Here is a 16,612-nt window from a genome sequence, read left to right on the forward strand (position 1 = left end):
TTATTAATAAATCGCATCACTACCCCAACCTGGAGTTTGCGTTAAGACACCTCCGGAAAGGTCAATCTGAGTTTGCGGAACAGGGAGGAATCCTCCTGTTTGCTGGTAACGCGCATTGATATTGTCATAGCTCATCACTGCATCTACTCCATTATTCTTCACCTGAATGCCGTTTTGCTTGTTTAATGCATCACCGACAATACCCCAACGGAGAAGATCGTAATAACGTAACCCTTCAAAAGCAAGTTCCCAACGACGTTCGTTGCGCAAGGCTTCTTCAGTGTATGCTCCAACAGAACCTAAGCCTACACGGTCTCTTACCTGATCGATATACGATGCGTCTTCTGTCAATTCGGCCATCATTAACAAAATGTCAGCAAAACGGATAATAATTTGATCCTGGGTATTATCTGCCTTGTAACTCGGTGATCTGCCATATAAAGAGCAACTGTAATTGCAAAGTCCATATTCAGAGTGGTAAGCATTGATAGCTATATATTTCTTTTGCCAAAGCCCTGTCTCCTGAATTTGCATACTGGCTCCCCATGTATAATTTGTTAATCCTTCGTCCGGATTATCAACATCAAGAACAGAAGCATCGCGTCTTGGATCATTCGGCTCTTTAGTTTTCCAGTCATTTATCATATTTGTAGCCACAGGACCTCCGCCCCATCCTTCGCCAAATGGAAAGATGTCAGCAAAACTGGGTTGATTACGTATCGAGAAATAAAGAACCGGTTGATTTGAATAATACAGGCTTGTTGAATTGTCTTCACCCATTGCTGAATATTTTATTGCATAGACTGTCTCGTAATTTGCGCCTTCTTCTCCTATCCACTGAACATCATTATCTGCGGCATATTTATAATCGGGAGCTGTGGCACTATTTCCATAAGGCCAAAGATTATGAAATTCCGGTATCAGGCCGTGACCACTATTTTTTATACAGTCATCGAGCCAGTTTATTACCTGTTGCTTGCCCACTTCGCCACCTCCGGCAAGAGGCATCGACTCTTTTTTATAATATCCGGTATAGAACAGGAACGCACGTGCCATCATACCTTGGGCGGCCCATTTAGTCGCATGTCCCGAACGGGCTTTATCTTGTTCGAATGTATTGCTTGTAAGATTTTCTATGGCATATTTCAGGTCTGCTGCTATTTGTCCATAAACTCCTTCAGCAGAAGCACGTGGCAGATTCTCATCTAATGTATTAAGACTTAAAGGTACATTTCCGAAAGCCCTGCTCAATTCGAGATAAAAGTAAGCCCGCAAAAAATGAGCCTCTGCTTTTATAATATCTTTTTGATTCGGTGTATTCCATGTCTCAATATTGTCTATCACTTCCAGTAAGAGATTCGTCCGATAAATACCATAGTACATCTTTTTCCAGAAATCGGAAAACATGTTATCATTGATTTTCTTCATCTGGTCTAATGCTGCCCAACTTCTGTCGACTGCGGCTCCTCCTCCCAGGCGATCATCCGACATTAACTCGGAAACAAAAAACGTACATTGATTTACATTTACAGAGGGAAAAACAGAATAGATCCCTGTCAGTAGCTCTTCAATCTCCTTAGCATTTGTTGGGTAGTTTGAAGTATCCTTTTGCACCATGTTTTCTGAGTCGAGGAAACCGTCACAGGATATAAGTGTCAACGTTGTTATTAAAAGAAATATAATTTTTTTCATATTTATACATTTTTATTGTAAAGGCAATATTTGTATATTACTAAAACTTAAGGTTAACTCCTACGATGTACGTCCGGGGTGCAGGATAGTTACCCACATCGATACCTGAAGCCCATGATTCATCTGCACCCCAGCCTATTTCAGGATCGAGACCGGAATAGCCCGTAAATGTGTACAGGTTCTGTGCCGTAAAATAAAGACGGGCCTGTCCCAAAGGCATGCGGGGAAATAGTTTTTTGAAGTCGTAGCCTATCGTAATATTCTGAATGCGCAGATAATCAGCGTCCTCAATAAAAATATCAGACATATATTGCCAGTTTGAACTGGAACCCGAAGTAAGTCTTGGCAGACGGTTAGAAGTACCTTCCCCGTGCCAGCGTCCAAATATTTCAGTAGTGTAGTTATCAAGAGGATTATCTGTGAAAGAACGGTACGATTTTGCGATCTGATGTCCTAACGAAGCATTTGCAGTTATCGATAAGTCGAAACCTTTATATCCAAAATTTAGTCCGATACCAAGTATTACATCAGGATTTGGATTCCCTATCATCTGGCGGTCTTTATCGTCAATAGCTCCGTCTCCATTATAATCTTCGAAGATAAGGTCTCCCGGTTGTGAATTTGATAATTTAGCACCTTTGTATTCCGCTATTTCTTTTTCGGTCTGAAAAACACCTAAGGTTTTATATCCATAGAAATATCCTACGGGATAACCCTCCTGAGCACGGTATATTTCGGTCATTCCCTCACTTAACACATTGGTTTTTCCCTGAATAATACCTTCTGTATTATCTATTTTCGTTACCTCATTTTTATTGTAAGTGAAATTCAGATTAGCTCCATAGGTAAAATCAGCAATATTATCATTCCAGTTCAATGCCACTTCAACCCCATTGTTTTTGATTTCTCCTCCATTCTTATAAGGAGGATTCGCCCCATAAAGGTCTAATGTGGGAGCAACAACTAACCAGTCCTTGGTCGTCTTGGTATAATAATCGAAGTTTACACCTAAACGTCCATTCAGGAATCGGGCATCAAATCCAAAATCTAATTGTTCAGATGTTTCCCATGTGACGTCGGGATTTGCTAACAGAGAAGGATATGATCCTGAAGATATTGTTTTCTTATCGTTTCCAAAGAAATAATTAGAACTGGTAAAGGAAATCTGCGCCAGGTATTGATAAGGATCAATTTGCTGGTTTCCATTTTGTCCCCAACTCGCCCGTAATTTGAGGAAATCCATAAATCCTCTTGTCTGTTCCATAAATGATTCATTAGAAATTACCCATCCGGCAGATATGGACGGGAAGTAACCCCATCTGTTACCTTTTGCAAAATTAGATGACCCATCGGCGCGCATAATCAATGAGGCCATGTATGTTTCTTTGTAGTTATAATTTACACGTCCAAAGAAAGAAGCAATACCATGCTTGTCGGCATAAGGCGAACCGATCAATTTCGTTTTGTCAGCATAGATTACATTTGTATTAGTGAGATAAGCATGATCAAAATCATTGAATATGGAATTTACATTTTCTCCTTTCATACGTTCACCCAGCCCATTACGCTCTAATGATTGACCAACCAAAACATCGAAGTTGTGCTTTTCATTCAGATTAAAGCTGTAGTTGACCGTATTTTCCCATAGCCATCCAAGGCCTAACGCCATTTCCTGAGAGACATAATTCTCATTCCTATATGCATTGGAAGATAAATTATATTCCGGTTTGAACACCCGATAAGATATTCCATTGAGACCAATACTAAAGTTGCTCTTGATTACCAGGTTTTTAACCGGTTGTATGGTTATAAATGCTTTTGCCCTCAGATTATGATTTTTCTGCATATTCTGTCCTCTTTCATAATCCATGTATGCTATAGGGTTTGCCTGCATCAGATTCCATTGCAAAGCAGAATGATAGTCGCCATTTTCATCGTAGACAGGCATAAATGGACTGGCACGCATCGCATATCGCAAGTCGTTCTGGTAGATGTTTCCGATACCAATACCCGATTTTTCAGTATATGAATATGTTACATTTTCACCGAATTTTATGATATCAAGTCCGTCTTTTTTATAGAGAGTAAATTCTGAATTTGCCCGGAAATTGTATCTGTCATAGTTCGGTTCAACCGGCTTTCCCAGTATACCTTCTTGCGAAGTATATGAGATACCGATAGAATATATACCCTGATCGTTTCCTCCTGCGATATTGAGAGAATGGTTTTGCATAGGAGCATTTTTATTCCTTATGGCATCGAACCAGTTTGTTCCCTGATTGCTTCCGTTTGCAATACTTTCCCAATTAGGAACCAGACTGCTGAAATTATATTCAGGAAGTCCGTCCATTAATCTGGCTTCGTTCATTATTGTTGCATATTCCTGCGCGTTAAGAAGATCGGGCATTTTATACACATTCTGCACACCAAAATATCCATCATATGAGATTGTTGCTTTTCCACTTCTTCCCTGTTTAGTCGTAATAAGGATAACGCCATTTGCCGCTCTCGATCCATAGATAGCTGCGGAAGCCGCATCTTTAAGTACATCCACCGACTCTATGTCTCCGGGATTGAGCGTACCTATATCACCTCCTACTATTCCGTCGATAACCACTAAGGGGCTGGAATCTCCGACGGTTCCTATACCACGGATGTTGACTTTGAATCCTTCGCCCGGCATACCGGAAGTTTGGGTAATGTTAACGCCCGGAGTCTGGCTTTGCAAGGCTGTAAGTGGGTTTACTGTGCTCATTCTTTGAATATCATCACCTTTTACCTGTACAGTAGCGCCGGTGATAAGTTTCTTTTTCTGAACACCATACCCCATAACAACGACTTCTTCTAATTCCTGAGAATTCTCTTTCAGGGATATCCGGATGTCGGTATCTCCGGGCCTTACATTTATTTCCTGACGGATAAAACCAATATAACTGATTTCGAGTACACAATCGGAAGGAACAGTCAATTCAAACTTTCCATCGATATCGGTTAACGTTCCATTTGTTGTTCCTTTTTGTACGACACTCACCCCAATCAAAGGTTCATTGTCTGAGAGGGAAGTTACAATCCCTGCAATGTTTTTTCCACTTTGTGCCTGTATCAACTGGCAAAATATGAGTAGAAAAACCGGAAGTAGCACCGTCTTTTTTGAGAAAAGAAAGGCCTTAAAGGAAATAATTCTATTTCTTTTTTCCATAAAATAATTAATTTGATAGATTAATAATTCTAATGATTAACAAGGGCTTATATCCGGATTGACCTTGTCTACCATTTTCATAGTAATAGTTAGAGTTTTGATATTAAATTTAAGCTTATTTACAATCTGATAATTTGTCTATATTATATTCTTCTTAGTAATTTATGTACAATTTCATTATCTTCTGTAATCGTTTTATCGAGTTTGGAAGAGCGGATTATTTTTGTCAAATTCCTATGCCACTCGATATCCCGCCACATACCGACAAACTGAGGCCCGCAGAAGTTACTGGTTGCAATTCCTATCCAAGCTCCTGTGTTAGCAGCGGTTATGGTTCCCAACGCACAGAGTTCTTTCACCCAATCCCAACTGAGCAACGGCCAATCTTTATAGTCCACAATTCCCCAGCATTCAGTAGTCACCACAAGACGTTTGTTTTGCTTTGCTACTTTACCCATTAATTCGATTTTGTCAACAAGGAGTTGTTGCCAGTATTCGGGTTTTTCTTTATATAATTTTTCAGCCCGTGCAACAACATTCTTGTATGCCTGAGGAGAGAACTGCCCATCTTTATAGTCAACTGCTTTGTAGAACTCACTACCATTCTGATGAACCATCCATATATGGTGTTCGTATAAGTCTAGAAATGAAGTATCTATTTCATTGTATTTTTCCACATCACCATGATCGAAAGAGAATAAGAAAGGTATTTCCGGATATTTACCTCTCATTATTTTCAACGCAGTTTTCATCCATTTCAGGGATTCATCTTTATACCATTGCCCCCAGACTACATGCGGATATTGACTGGAAAAATATGGAGCCCAAAGGTTTCCCGGCCATTCATTACACAAGTCCACAAACATAACTGTATCTAAAAGTCCATCCGCTTCGATAGACTGCAATGTTTTAATCCAACAATCAGCCATGATTTCTGGAGAGGTGATCGACATAACCGTATTATCGGTATCCTGCCTGTACCATGATGATATTCCCACCTTAATATCTCTTTCTCTGCATTTTTCAAGAAATTGATTCAAATATGGCTGAACCTGTACCTCATTCAAATCGGGGCTACCCCAAACCTGTTGATTCCATACTTCGTTAAGCATCCATCTCTTAGTCGGATTTTTTGCTATCAGATGCGGATAGACGTCGATTCGTACGGCATTATATCCACGGTCGGCCAGTTCATCGAGGGCTTTATCCCAATCTTCATACCCGGCACCCGGCCAACGACGTTCCAGCCATGAAAAGTCCCACATGGTGATAGCTCTTGGCGAGACTGAAGAATATTCCTTTTTATCAAAGGAATGATCTGTCAACGATTGGGAATTGATTAAATCAATAGAAGCAATTCCCGTCAGAGCCGTCGCAGTTGCTTTTTTTATAAAATGCCTTCTGTCCATTCCGTTTATTGTATGTATTTCAATGGTATCAATCGTGTTTATGAAGCTACCTGAAAAGGCTAGTATTTCATATTGTAAAGATATGGATAGATGTAATGGAAAACTACCATGATCTTCTCAAATAGTTTTGGTATTTTATCAATTACTGTTTTATATTGCTTTTTGGTTTTTTACTCCAAACCTTTTTTGATATTCGGAGGGTGACATACCTGTTGAGCGTTTAAATTGCTCTATGAAATTAGATAGGTTATTAAATCCACACTCCATACTAAGGGTGGATATTTTCATCCTCCCTTTGATTAGCAGTTTTTTTGCATGTCCTATTCTTATATCATTAAGGTATTGCACAAACGTCTTCTTCGTCCGTCCCTTAAAATATCTGCAAAATGCGTTAGGAGTTAATCCTACTAAACCGGAAACTTCTTCAAGCTTGATTTGTTCAGAGAAGTTTTTCATGATATACTGGTATATTTTATCGAAACGCTGGAAGTCTGTTGAATTGACCGATTCAGTATACCCTACACTAGTCAGTAATTCATATTCCTCTGTTGTTGACATTACATCCAGAATTCTCAGAAAGTTAACCACTTTATTTACACCTGCCTGTTTTGCTGATTCTTCCATAAGAGCACCTATCCGGGAGCGGGTTTCCCCTATAAATTTAATACCTCGGCGCGAACGCTCAAGCAATAACCGGATATTATCCATTTCTGGCAGTGAAATAAAGTTTTTTTCGAAAATATCACTTGTAAAAAACAGACATAAACAAGAAGATCTTAATCCCGCATCTTTACGAAAATAGACCTCATCATTTCGCCATTCATGAATTATTTTAGGCCCCAGCATGCAAACATCTCCTTCTTCATACAGGTCGATGTGATCTCCAACAAACCGTGTTCCTGTTCCTTGCAATATATACATGATTTCAATTTCAGGATGGTAATGCATCGGAACAATGAAATGTGGCAAATCTTCCTTATAAAAATTAATATATCTAGTATTATCAAAGGGTAGTTTTTGATATAGCGGTATCATATCTAATGTAGTATTAATTGAATATTATAATCAGGTTAACAGCTTATTTACAAATATAATGAACTAATATATATAATATTATTCATATTTTAGCTTCATGTTATGGTATTTTACCATTAACATTTCTGTTTTTTAGCAGATTCAATCCCTTCTAAATAAAAATTAATGATGTATTTTGCACTCATATTGTAATATGTTAAACAGGTGCTCTTTTGAGATTCCGGGAGTTAAGAAAAGTATTAAAAGGTAACCATCTGCATTTGATTTTCCAAAGTATTCCAATTTTGTTTAGTTTAGGAAATAAACAGGCGATAGTTAATTCCATTTGCAACAGCATTGACAATATGCTATGCTATTGCAAATAAATATTTGTTCATTTCTAATTGTATAATACCTACACAAATTTGAAGCGTTTTTTTTAGACGTTCATCGCATATATAAAAAATTTGAATATATAAAAGCCTAAGCAGAGTAGCGAACTCCAGTTGTTTTTAAGTCGTATCCCTCACATCCACAAATGAACATAACTTGCTGTTTTTGAATTTTAAAAAGCAAATTTCAGCAGTGCTTCCGTGATATACATGCGACATCATGAAACCGCAGATAAAACGGGATTACGCCTCTGAATCATTGTAAGCTTTTTCTATTCAGTTCATGGTAAACATCTTATGGTAAATCCATAAGCATACTCATTGTTCTTAAATTTATATTTATCTAACGGTCTTGAACCCCACGAATCAAGCCCTGCAAGTCCCCGCTGGAAGAGATCAACACACAACACAACTTCCTTGCGTGGAAGGACATCAGACCAATGTTGTTGTTTCTTAGTCCTGCCCGGATCGAGATCTTCCGGCCTGTTGTTAGTCGCACTTACCGACAAAGGTTGTGATCCTTCGATTAATATACCTTTACCTTGTGAGTTTTTCAGAGCCAGCCACCTTACATCTGTTTTGTTTCCGGTTTCCTGAGGACGGTAGTAAGGGAAAGCCTGGTCTTCCACTTTACTGTTCCATATACCAATAAATGTTTCGGCATTACGGTCTACATAGTTTTCATGCGGGCCGCGTCCGTACCAGCTAAAGTCATTATAGTCTTTCGCTAAAGTCATAATCATACCGAACCTCATCATTTCAGGAAGATTATCAGATAAGGCTTTATAATGGGAATCGATAGTCAGGCTACCGTCTTTGTTAAGAGTATAGGTAAGGTTTACTATTGCATCTACAGCCGATAATGTACATTCATACTTGATAGTGATATTCCCCTCCTTTTCTTCGCTACCCGAGAAATGATAACGGATATTATCTCCTGCAACTTCCCAAAGCCTTAGATTGATCTGGTCGTTTGCCCCGAAGTCATTATCGGTAGGTGCCCGCCAGAAATTAAGCCGTGGTAGCTCATTCATCACACTTTTACCGCTATTTTCAAGTCTAATAAGACTTCTCGATTGGTTGTTTATGGCAAACTCATATCTGAGAGTGCCTGCGGTCACCACTATCCTGTCCTGTTCTTTGATTATATTCAAGGAACCGGGACCAGCTTTGTTTACAAAGTAATTATTAGTATCGAAAGCAAATTCTTGCCGTGCTACTTCAAATCCGGCTTTAAGAAACGGAGTCTCTTTTTTGTTATAGGCAAATACCTGCAAGTAGTATTCCACACCGGCCTCGGCCTTCACCTGAGGGATATTCAATTTAATATCTTTGCGGGAATCAGCCGGAACGAGCACCTCAAATTTGCCTTCGGCATCGATCTTCCCATTCTTTAAAAGTACCCATTCATAATAATAGTTATCATCAGTGAGATCGGTAAATTTATAGTCGTTTATCACGGTTATAACGCCATTATACAGGTCTTTTTTCTCAAACAATATATTCTGATAAACCTTCTTCACAATATGTGTATGCGGCATATATTGCTGATCCGGGGTGATAACACCATCCATACAGAAGTTACCGTCATTTACAAGGTTGTATCCGCCGAGATCGCCACCATAGGCCCAGAAAGACCTTCCCTGATCGTCTTTCGCTGGATAACCGTGATTGTGCCATTCCCAGATGAAACCACCCTGCATGTTTTTGCTGCTGCGCATCAGATCCCAGTAATCCTGAAAATTACCCATACTGTTGCCCATTGCATGCGCATATTCACACATAACATAAGGTTTACCGAGGTCTTTCGCTGCATCCCGTTTCATAGATTCCCATGAAGGATACATCGGGCAGAAAACATCTGTATTCCTGTCTTTCTGATGAGCCTGTTCATATTGCACAGGACGACTGATGTCTCGTTGCTTGGCCCAGTCATACATATCGAAAAACGCTTTTCCGTTACCGGATTCATTACCCAAAGACCAGAAGATTACCGAAGCATGATTTTTATCCCTCTCCACTACGCTTTTTATCCGGTCCATATGGGTAGCGAGCCATTCCGGTCGATTAGATACATTCTCGGGACCATATCCCAATCCGTGCGATTCCTGATTGGCTTCATCTACGAGATACATACCATATTCGTCGCAAAGCTTATACCATAGCGGCGGTTGAGGATAATGCGATGTACGCACGGCATTAATATTCAGCTCTTTCATCAGTTGCAGATTACGCATCATCGTTTCACGGTCAGCAACCTGCCCGGTCTTATAATTGTATTCGTGCATATTCACACCTTTGAAGTAAACCTTTTTTCCATTGACAAATACCTGTCCGTCATTTATTTCTATCTTACGGAATCCTATTTTGTGAGAAGTAACTTCTACAATATTATTCTTCTCATCTTTCAGCGTTATAAGCAAAGTATACAGGTTAGGCGTTTCTGCCGTCCATTTCAATGGATTGGAAACCGTACCTCTGAACTGGCCTTCTTTAGATGCATTGGCCGGTATATCTATTTTCTGGAATTTATTGAATACCTTTTTGCCACTCTTATCTAATATGGAGATTTCTAGCGATTGATTTTTATTTTCATTCGTATAGTTTTTTAATTCAACCTCAAGACTAAATACCCCATTCTTATAATTAGCGTCAAGATCAGGATGAGCAAAGAAATCTGATATACGGGTCTGGGCGGTAGTATAAAGATATACATTTCTATTGATACCACCTAAGCGCCACATATTCTGATCTTCAAGATATGATCCGTCACCATATTTGTATACCTGACAAGCCAATGTATTCTTACCTTGCCTGATATAAGGGGTTATATCAAATTCGGCAGGACTTTTCGCATTTTCGGTATATCCTGCTTCTTGCCCGTTAACCCATACATACATAGCTGTAGTTCCACCTTCGAAATGAATAAATACTTTGCGTCCATCCCAACTTCGCGGAATATCGAATTCGTACCTGTATGAACCTACCGGATTATCATTCACATCTACAAACGGAGGGTTTACAGGAAAAGGATAGGTTATATTAGTATATATAGGTATGCCGAACCCATTAAATTCCCAATTCCCGGGAACAGGCATATCAGCCCAATCGCTGATATTATAATTTTCTTTATAAAAATCAGCAGGAGCATCTGCCGGTTTGGCTGTCCACTTGAACTTCCAGATGCCATTTAATGATTGGAAATAAGGCGATGAATTATAGTTGTCCTGAATTGCTAATGTCTGATCGGGGTAAGGTAAGAATGTTGCCCGGTGCTTTTCCTTGTTTACAGCAAATATCTCCGGATTCTGCCATTCGGGAACTTGGGATGTAATATTGGTAATTACAAATAGAAATACTAAAATGAATGTTAGTCTCATATTCAATGATATTAGATTGAGTGATAACGGATATTATTCAGCGAAAATACGAAAAGAATGTGAAATAACAATCTCCAGTTCTTCCAATAACGCATTGGTCTCAGGACGATTATGAGATTATGAGAAAAATCTTTTCACAAAGCCCATTTTATCAAATTTTTAATTAAATTATTTATTTGTTCCTTTTTATGGAATTGTGCCTAATACGGAAAAATTGAATACCTCCACTATACTACTTAGATTTTTCAGAGAGGTATTTTAACTATAAAACGTGTATAATATATATTTAAAAATCGCTTTTTTGAAAGTGAAATATTTAATAAATTATAAATAAATACTTCAAAAAATCTAAGTACTTCCCAAACACTAAAAAAACAAGAAGCGGTAAATCATTGATTTACCGCTTCTTGTTTAGTGATCCGAGCGGGAACGCCTGGAATATATCTTAAATTAATAATTGTCAATACCTTACAAAAACAATCCACCCTGAATAGTAACAGTTTAGTAACTGTTTTTGTCTTTTTGTTGTCTCTCAAAAACCACGTTTGGCTTGAAGTTGACTTATATTCTTTGTTTCAAAGATATGAATTTATATTCAAAATATGCACGAATAAGTACGATATTTATTTGGTATCTTGCGATTTATCTTCTTCATCTGATCCTAAAACCTTTCTTGCATTGATGGGAGATACAACCTTCTTTCCTGTGCGTAATTCTAATTCTTCTCGGGCAACACGTGCAACTGTTCCTCCTTGTTTAGCCACATTCATATTATCTTCTAATGTTTCCGGTTCAGTGGCCTGCGAAATATCTTTTGCTGACGCTTCTGCAAGCATATTCAGAATAAGTTCGGTATTAGTCATATTATCCCGAAGATTTTCCTTCTTGAGTCCTTTGTATTGCTTATACTCCTTTGTGGTTTTATCTGACCATGCCTGTGTTATAATATCGGTCAATGTTGCGAACTGAACACCTTCCTTTACTCCTCTACGTTTCCATTCATCAGTTAATTCTTTGCGAATCTCAATACTTTTTAGTCGCTGATTTATCCAATTCTCGGAATAACCTAAGCGAAGATATTGCTCCATTGCTCGGTCAATTGTCAACTCCGGATCTTGCATTTCGTCCAATCTTTCGGAAGCTACTTGTGCCATCCAAAGTTTGAAAGGTTCTGCTTTAGGTGAGGGTATGGATTGTATTAGTCGGAAAAGTTGCTCTGTATCAGCAACGTCAGTTTTATAAAATTTACCATCAGATGATTGCATTTTCAGTTGTACGATATCCTCGTACAACTGACTTCCTTCTTTTTGCAACTTGATCTTCAAGTCACTCCAGTAACGCCTTGGATTGGCACTGTCAGTTAATATCTCAATTACATCAACAATAGAAAAATACCATTTCTCCTGTTCTTCGTCCCATATGGCCAATACCGACATTAGCTTGACAAGTCCGTTTGAAAATGGCAAACTATTGTTTTCAATAATTACCGACCATAAAAAAGCAGATTTTGAGCTAAAATTATTTGAAAATACTACGACAGATGAACCTTATGCGGATTTCAGTATTGTTCAAATAAGCAAAGAGAAGGTTGAGGTTTCCAATGGGAGTAAGACCTACACGGGAGTTCAATTTTTTGAAAAATATATTCCGACAATTTGGTTTGCCGATGGTTCTGCCTTGACAGGAAACGAATACGTCCAATTAAAACAGATTATTAATGTCTATCCCAAAGACAATATACTTGTTTGGAATTGGCAAGGGGTTTCATTGGAAAAAGAATCGCAACACGTAAATCCCAAAATAACAGATTCTATACAGTATAAAGTTATTGAAGAACTTAAAAAAGATAATTACGACATTATATATGACGATGATTATTCCGGTGAGATTGCAGATGTTGTTACCTTGAAACTTCATCCTGATAAACTTAGTGTAGGCTTATATCATTTGAAATTTGCCATTGACGGAAAAGTAACCGAACAAGTGAAGAATCTATATGAAGTCTGTGGACAAGCCCAAAAGTCAGTTCACTGGAAGCATAAAGAAGGGACAGAATTTATCAACCATTTGCTTAGGCGAGAAACTAAAAATCGGAATGGTCAGACATGTAGCCGATTAGAAGTTGGTTCATCTGACGATTTGAAAAAACTATTGTCAATTGCTAAAAAGGAAATTCCTATGGAGTATGAAATATATATAATTCAGCCGGGATTTTCTAAAGCAGCGGCTACCAATGAAATACTAACTTTATTAGGGGTAACCGAAAACTATCTGAAAGAAGTTGCCGGAATAAATCTTAAAGTTATTGCTAACCAATAATGTAAATAACAATATGAAACAGGATAGGTATCAACGATGGGTAAAGCGTAAGAAAAGATTACGTGCAAAAAGGAGAAAATCGAAGAAAAAGAAAAAACAATGCTACACGAAACTGTATGTTATAGGTAACGGTTTTGACTTACATCATGGTATTCAATCAAGTTATTTCAACTTTAAAGACTTCTTAGAAGAGAATGACCCTGATGTTTATAATGTGGTTGATACATATTTGGGAAATGTAAAAGATTTTTGGTGGGATTTTGAAAAAAATCTTGCTCTTTTAGATGAAGACCAGATATTAGACCATGCTTCAAACTATTTAATTAGTTATGGAGCTGATGATTGGAGTGAGGCCAATCATCATGATTACCAGTATGAAATAAATAGAATTATAGAGCCACTAACAAGCGGATTAAAACAAAATTTTGTTGATTGGGTACTTCAGATTGAGATTCAACATAAAAAGAATCAGATGCTTGATTTAGAGAAAGAATCTCTGTTTTTTTCATTCAATTACACTTCAACTTTGGAAAAGCTATATCAAATAAAAAATGCCAATATTAAGCATATTCATGGTAAGGCCATAAATTCTGATTCAGATTTAATCTTGGGGCATGATTACAAAAAGCCTAATAACAAACCTGATTTAGAAAAAATCCGACGAGAATTAGGAGAAGAAGTATATAATGAATTTTTGGAAGAACTGGGCGGAGAGGATGTTCGAGTAACTGAAGGGTATAATATTATAAACTCATATTTTACTGATACATATAAGCCGACAAGTGATATCATCAAAGAAAATAAAGCGTTCTTTACGAAGATGAAAAATATTGATGAGGTAATAATTTTAGGTCACTCTCTTGAAGATGTTGATATCCCATATTTAAAAAAAATATTTAAGAGTGTTGATAATTCAAAGGCAAAATGGACTGTTTCATATCATAATGAAAAACAGATTCCGAAACATCGGCAAGCTCTTGAAAATATCGGTATTAAAGACAAACAAATAAATAATGTTCGGATGGATTATTTTTACCCAACCGAAGGCGTTTTATTTGGCTAAAGTATTAATCAAAACATACAATCATGTATATATCAAAAATAAAAATCAAAGGATTTCGGAATTTCAAAGAAAAAGAAATACTGTTCAATGATGGAATAAATGTTATCATTGGCCATAACAATGCAGGGAAAAGTAATGTATTGAAGGCAATATCTTTAGCCATTGATACACAAAGTTCAAAACGACTGGATGTACATGACTTCAATAAGCATACTACAATTGAAGAACTAAAGGCTAATCCGCCCAAAGTATCTATTAGCCTCACGATTTCTCAAAGCAAAGATGAAGATCCCAATTCAGATGACTTGGTTACTGTTGGAAATTATTTGATAAAGCTCGCATCACCATACGAAGCCTTGCTTACGTATGAGTTTTTCTTGCCTGAAGACGAAAGGCAAAAGTATATAGATGCTTTATCCGAAGTGGATAATACAAAGAAAGCATGGAAGGTCATCCAACACGATTTCTTACGGCTCTACACTTCAAGAATCTGGGGTGGCGACCCCACATTGCAAATGCAGGCGGACAGCGAATCATTACAAAAATTCGATTTTCAATTTTTAGACGCTATTCGAGATGTTGAACGTGATATGTTTTCTGGGCGTAATACGCTTTTAAGAGAGGTATTAGACTTTTTTATGGATTATAATATCAAGAATGATGCAACCAAAAGTACAGAAACCAAATTTGCAGAAATAAAAACATTGAAGGAAGCCTTTTCTACAAATGCAGATGCACTACTTCAAACATTGCAAGATAGAATGAGGGAAGGCAAGGGACAGATACTTGACTATGCAAAACAAACAGGAGCTTCGTTCAATCATGCAAATCCGGACTTTGACGGAAGTTTGTCAGATGTGGAATTATTTTCCGCACTGAAATTAATCATTGAATATGAAACAGGGATAACGATTCCTGCAACTCATAATGGCTTAGGATACAATAATCTTATTTTCATGTCCTTGCTTTTGGCAAAAATGCAAGTTAATTCTGATGGAAATTATTTAGGAAGTAATGCTAAGGTATTCCCTATTTTAGCAATTGAAGAACCCGAAGCACACCTTCATCCTGCAATGCAGTATAAGTTCCTGAAATTCTTAAAAAAGAATAGGGCTGAAAAAAAGAAGGTTCGACAAGTATTTGTAACTACCCATTCAACACAAATTACATCGGCTGTTACTTTGGATGAAATAATTTGTCTGCACAATGAAAATGATATTTTGTCGGTAGGATATCCGGGTAAAGTTTTCAGTGAGACTGATGAAGACAAAAAGTCAAAAGCGTATGTTCAGCGATTTTTAGATGCCACCAAATCGGATATGCTTTTTGCACAAAAAGTGATTTTAGTAGAAGGTATTGCAGAAGAATTGCTTTTGGCAACAATGGCAAAGTATATCGGACATTCTTTGGAAGATAATCATGTTGCCGTGATTAACGTTGGAGGGAGATATTTCAGTCACTTTACAAAGTTATTTGACACTTTCAGTCCATACGCTATACCTAAAAAGATAGTCTGTTTGACGGATAGAGACCCTAGTAGAAAAAAACGGAATGGCGGTCAACATTTTGAAAAATGCTATCCTTATGAGTATTGTAGTGAAGTTGCAAATTATGAGTATGCTGAAAATGCCGAAGATATTATCAATGCATTTAATGCTAATGCTACCATTCACTTTTTTAGTCAGGACAAGTTGAAGAGCAAGACTTTTGAATATGATTTAATTTTGCACAATCCTACGTTGGATATACTTGTCACAGATTCCATGAAGAACCAAGAAGAAATAAAGGAATTAATGACAAAGAACTATTCCGATGCTTTGAATAAATTAAGAACTAGTGCCGAAAACGATAGAATAGCACAATCTTTAGAGGCTTCTTCGTGGGACGAAGAAGAAAAGAATAAAGCATTGGTGGCCTCTCGATATTTGAATTCAGTTGCTAAGGGTGAAAATGCGTTAGAATTATGTAGTATCTTGGAAGAAAACCTTCTGTTGCCCGCAAATGAAAGAAAACCTTTTGATGTTGTATAATATAATTGAAAAGTAGTCCACTAAAATAATTGAAAAGTATACCACCCGTTAAGTAAAATCTAAGAGCGATTATAATAAAGCTCTGTATTTTACTAACAAATATTAACATTATAA

General features: G+C 37.5%; 9 protein-coding genes. 3 read left to right on the top strand and 6 right to left on the bottom strand.

The genetic code is table 11. The features are described 5' to 3' along the window. Positions 1-3: 3 nt before the first annotated feature. The 6 genes from LDB17_RS00640 to LDB17_RS00665 form a co-directional block, all read right to left on the bottom strand. Positions 4-1,692: a RagB/SusD family nutrient uptake outer membrane protein gene (locus LDB17_RS00640; RefSeq protein ID WP_252639596.1), complete on the bottom strand. Its 1,689-nt coding sequence runs from the start codon at positions 1,690-1,692 to the stop codon at positions 4-6. A gap of 40 nt (positions 1,693-1,732) precedes the next feature. Next, entirely contained in the window at positions 1,733-4,891 is a 3,159-nt protein-coding gene (locus LDB17_RS00645; protein WP_252639598.1) for a TonB-dependent receptor, read from the bottom strand. Between the two features lie 143 nt (positions 4,892-5,034). Then, complete coding sequence (locus tag LDB17_RS00650; RefSeq protein ID WP_252639599.1) at positions 5,035-6,300, bottom strand: cellulase-like family protein; 1,266 nt, start codon at positions 6,298-6,300, stop codon at positions 5,035-5,037. 150 nt (positions 6,301-6,450) lie between these two features. Beyond that, positions 6,451-7,335, bottom strand: a complete 885-nt coding sequence (locus tag LDB17_RS00655) for an AraC family transcriptional regulator (RefSeq protein WP_183305332.1) — start codon at positions 7,333-7,335, stop codon at positions 6,451-6,453. 652 nt (positions 7,336-7,987) lie between these two features. Continuing rightward, positions 7,988-11,086, bottom strand: coding sequence for a glycoside hydrolase family 2 TIM barrel-domain containing protein (locus tag LDB17_RS00660; protein WP_252639600.1), 3,099 nt, complete (start codon positions 11,084-11,086; stop codon positions 7,988-7,990). A gap of 623 nt (positions 11,087-11,709) precedes the next feature. Continuing rightward, positions 11,710-12,522, bottom strand: coding sequence for a Bro-N domain-containing protein (locus tag LDB17_RS00665; RefSeq protein WP_252639601.1), 813 nt, complete (start codon positions 12,520-12,522; stop codon positions 11,710-11,712). Here LDB17_RS00665 and LDB17_RS00670 point away from each other — a divergent pair. The 3 genes from LDB17_RS00670 to LDB17_RS00680 are packed head-to-tail and all read left to right on the top strand — an operon-like array spanning position 12,506 to position 16,498. After that, positions 12,506-13,405, top strand: coding sequence for a hypothetical protein (locus tag LDB17_RS00670; RefSeq protein ID WP_252639603.1), 900 nt, complete (start codon positions 12,506-12,508; stop codon positions 13,403-13,405). The genes LDB17_RS00665 and LDB17_RS00670 overlap by 17 nt on opposite strands. A gap of 13 nt (positions 13,406-13,418) precedes the next feature. Further along, positions 13,419-14,468, top strand: a complete 1,050-nt coding sequence (locus LDB17_RS00675; RefSeq protein WP_252639605.1) for a bacteriophage abortive infection AbiH family protein — start codon at positions 13,419-13,421, stop codon at positions 14,466-14,468. A gap of 23 nt (positions 14,469-14,491) precedes the next feature. After that, positions 14,492-16,498, top strand: coding sequence for an ATP-dependent endonuclease (locus LDB17_RS00680; RefSeq protein ID WP_252639607.1), 2,007 nt, complete (start codon positions 14,492-14,494; stop codon positions 16,496-16,498). The last annotated feature ends 114 nt before the right edge of the window (positions 16,499-16,612 follow it).

Origin of the sequence: Dysgonomonas sp. Shenzhen-Wh21, assembly GCF_043392705.1 — a bacterium.
Classification (GTDB): domain Bacteria; phylum Bacteroidota; class Bacteroidia; order Bacteroidales; family Dysgonomonadaceae; genus Dysgonomonas.

Excerpts from the sequence above, each read along its gene's own strand:
- LDB17_RS00670 (WP_252639603.1), top strand. The coding sequence starts at position 12,506 with ATGGCCAATACCGACATTAGCTTGACAAGTCCGTTTGAAAATGGCAAA.
- LDB17_RS00660 (WP_252639600.1), bottom strand. The coding sequence starts at position 11,086 with ATGAGACTAACATTCATTTTAGTATTTCTATTTGTAATTACCAATATT.
- LDB17_RS00675 (WP_252639605.1), top strand. The coding sequence starts at position 13,419 with ATGAAACAGGATAGGTATCAACGATGGGTAAAGCGTAAGAAAAGATTA.
- LDB17_RS00680 (WP_252639607.1), top strand. The coding sequence starts at position 14,492 with ATGTATATATCAAAAATAAAAATCAAAGGATTTCGGAATTTCAAAGAA.
- LDB17_RS00645 (WP_252639598.1), bottom strand. The coding sequence starts at position 4,891 with ATGGAAAAAAGAAATAGAATTATTTCCTTTAAGGCCTTTCTTTTCTCA.
- LDB17_RS00665 (WP_252639601.1), bottom strand. The coding sequence starts at position 12,522 with ATGTCGGTATTGGCCATATGGGACGAAGAACAGGAGAAATGGTATTTT.
- LDB17_RS00650 (WP_252639599.1), bottom strand. The coding sequence starts at position 6,300 with ATGGACAGAAGGCATTTTATAAAAAAAGCAACTGCGACGGCTCTGACG.
- LDB17_RS00640 (WP_252639596.1), bottom strand. The coding sequence starts at position 1,692 with ATGAAAAAAATTATATTTCTTTTAATAACAACGTTGACACTTATATCC.
- LDB17_RS00655 (WP_183305332.1), bottom strand. The coding sequence starts at position 7,335 with ATGATACCGCTATATCAAAAACTACCCTTTGATAATACTAGATATATT.